3 protein-coding genes are annotated in these 2,629 nt (G+C 63.2%); 1 reads left to right on the top strand and 2 read right to left on the bottom strand.

Annotation, left to right across the window (positions count from 1 at the left end; translation table 11 throughout):
* Positions 1–63 precede the first annotated feature (63 nt).
* A complete protein-coding gene (locus RUW20_RS05090; protein ID WP_313951115.1) occupies positions 64–690 on the top strand; it encodes a LysE family translocator in 627 nt (208 codons plus the stop codon).
* 177 nt (positions 691–867) lie between these two features.
* Here RUW20_RS05090 and RUW20_RS05085 read toward each other — a convergent pair whose 3' ends face one another.
* The gene (locus tag RUW20_RS05085; protein ID WP_313951114.1) at positions 868–1,680 is read right to left on the bottom strand and encodes a transglutaminase family protein; all 813 of its coding nucleotides are present in this window, start codon (positions 1,678–1,680) and stop codon (positions 868–870) included.
* Between the two features lie 157 nt (positions 1,681–1,837).
* Entirely contained in the window at positions 1,838–2,623 is a 786-nt protein-coding gene (locus tag RUW20_RS05080; RefSeq protein WP_409559309.1) for an N-formylglutamate amidohydrolase, read from the bottom strand.
* Between the last annotated feature and the right edge of the window lie 6 nt (positions 2,624–2,629).

The following is a 2,629-nucleotide window of genomic DNA, read 5'->3' as shown; positions in this document are numbered from 1 at the left end:
CTTTTCTTACTTGCTTTTCTTACTTGCTGACCTCAAACCTAGGCACCACCTCAAGGACTGACCATGCCAATTGAGCTGTGGTTCGCATTTGTCGCTGCATCAGCGGTGCTGCTCGTCATTCCCGGGCCGACGATTCTCACGGTCATCAGCTACTCTGTCGCGCACGGCGGTCGCGCGAACATTCCTCTGGTCGCTGCGGTGGCCCTCGGAGACTCGACAGCTCTCGTTCTTTCTCTGCTTGGCTTGGGCGCGTTGCTTGCCACATCTGCCTTCTGGTTCACGGTCGTCAAGTCGGTCGGCGGACTGTACCTGCTCTACCTCGGGGTAAAGCTCCTGCGTGCCGGCGTGGGTGGCGCTTTGGCTAGCGCACCGACCGCAACGGGCTCTCGCTGGCGCCTGTTTGCGCACACGTACATGGTCACCGCCCTCAACCCGAAAGGCATCGTCTTCTTCGTAGCGTTTCTGCCTCAGTTCATCAGCCCCGGCGCAGGTGTCTCGCAGCAGCTGTGGGTGCTGTCCGCTACTTTTGTTGTGTTGGCCACCGTCAACGCCGCCGGCTACGCCATGTTCGCTGCGTCTGCTCGTCGGCTACTCTCCTCCACCCGTGCACAGCGCCGCTTCAACTTTGCCGGAGGCTCCTTGCTTTCTGTCGCCGGCATCTGGGCGCTCCTTGCCAGGCGCGTCACGTGAACTCGGCTTCCAGGAAACACCGCCCAAGCGATTGATCCGTTGGAGTAAAAGGGTCCCGGTTCTATCTGGTGCCTCGTGATCTGTGGCGTGGCCGATGTGAGCCTGTCGACCATGTGCGGCGGTGGCGCACGCACCAGACGTTCCAGGTGGGCCTGATTCGGCATCCCCTCACGCAACCTATGCATCGACAACTTCGTCGGTGCGCACCTCAAAACGCGTCAGGATATTGGGGCCGAAAGTGCTGCTGATAGCCACGTCTGCGGCATCGCGGCCACGGGCGATGAGGACGCGCCCGATACGAGGAATGTTGTTGCGGGCGTCGAAGGTATACCAATGACCGTCCAGATAGGCCTCGAACCAACCCGCGAAATCCATCGTGCCATAGGGTGGCGGCATGCCGATATCGCCGAGGTAGCCGGTGCAGTAGCGGGCCGGGATGTTCATGCAACGGCACAAGGCAATGGCCAGGTGGGCGTAGTCGCGGCAGACTCCGGTTCGCTCGTACCAGGTCTCCCAGGCCGACTTGGTGGAACGTGCGTATTCGTAGCCGAAGCGGATGTGCTGATGCACGTAGTCGCAGATCGCCTGCACCCGTCCCCAGCCGGTCGGGGTATTGCCGAACAGTTGCCAGGCGGTTTCGGAGAGGCGATCGGTCTCGCAGTAGCGGCTGCCCAACAGGAACACCAGGGCTTCGTCTGGCAGTTCCTCGACCGGAGTCTGTCGTGCCGCCGCGACGACTGCATCCGGCAGCCCCGTATCCCGCACCACGGCGTCGGTGGACAATTTGAGCAGCCCTCTGGGCGCGACGATCCGACTGCACCAGTTGCCAAAGCTGTCGCGATAGGCCGCGATCGGCACCGGCGGGTCGGCGACCAGGTGATCCGGAACGACCATGTCCGCGACCCGCGTGTAGTGCACGCTCAAGGCCAGGATCATCGGGGTCGGTTGCGGGCAGTCGTAGATCAGTTCGTAGCCAATGCGGATCTTCATGCGGGTACTCCGGTTAACGACAGCGCGGGCAAGCGCCGGGGCCGCTGGATAGCCACGTCGCCAGGCTGCACGCAGTGCAGCGCACAGCTTGCTGCGGCCATCGTGGCCAGGCGGGTAAAGCTCTTCAGTGGGGGTTGCTGCAGCAAAGCAGGTCTCATCAGCGCTGGGGCCCGCACAAGTCACGCGTCTTACGGACGTCGGCGTCATCGAGCGCGAGGGCCCGGCGCAGCGATTCGACGATCAACAGGCGCAGCGCGGGCCAATGCCGACCAGCGCGGAAGACATGCTTCTGGTTGATCTCCAGCTCGACACCCAGATAGACATCCGACGGGAAATGCCGACGAAACCAGGTGGTGAGACCGTCATCCTGGCCTTGATAGGGGTAGTTCCGGCGGATCGTGAGGGCTACCCCAGACGACTTCAGGGACGCTTTCCAGCGTTGGCACAGGGCCGCTTCGCCGGGTCGAGACGGGTCGTAGAGCAGGCCGATGTCGGCGTTTCGAAGGTGGCCGTTCAGCTCCGGCGTAAAGCTGTGCGCGGCCAGGTGCAGCACCCGACCGTGCGCCGCGATCGACTGCCGGACCAAGCTTTCGGTGTGTGCCCGGTGGGGCTGGTAGTAGCGGTTCACAATCGCCAGGCGCAGGTCGGCCGAAGCCTTGCCGAGAGTCTCGGAATGGAGACGCGGATGGCCGATGGAGCGATTCAGGTCCACCAGCAAGCGACTGACCGTGGACACCGCCAAGGGCGCCGCAAACGCTGCGGCGAGATCTCTGGCCATCGCCAAGGCCCCCGGATCGAAGCCATGGTGGCTGTCGAGCAGTGGCTGCTGCCCTTGAAAAAAATCACGATAGCGCACGGGAATCCGCTTCCCGCCGTGCTCGCAGCTAATCACCATGCTGGCGCTCAACGGACGATCCGGGCGCTCGGTTTGCTGGCTAGTCAAGGTGGC

Origin of the sequence: Accumulibacter sp. (assembly GCF_032229525.1) — a bacterium.
Taxonomy (GTDB): Bacteria; Pseudomonadota; Gammaproteobacteria; order Burkholderiales; family Rhodocyclaceae; genus Accumulibacter.
The sequence above is the reverse complement of the archived record's forward strand: the minus strand, read 5'-3'. Positions and strand labels throughout refer to the sequence as shown.

What these genes read in the sequence shown, in the direction of transcription:
- RUW20_RS05090 (WP_313951115.1), top strand. Translation starts at nt 64, where the DNA reads ATGCCAATTGAGCTGTGGTTCGCATTTGTCGCTGCATCAGCGGTGCTG.
- RUW20_RS05085 (WP_313951114.1), bottom strand. Translation starts at nt 1,680, where the DNA reads ATGAAGATCCGCATTGGCTACGAACTGATCTACGACTGCCCGCAACCG.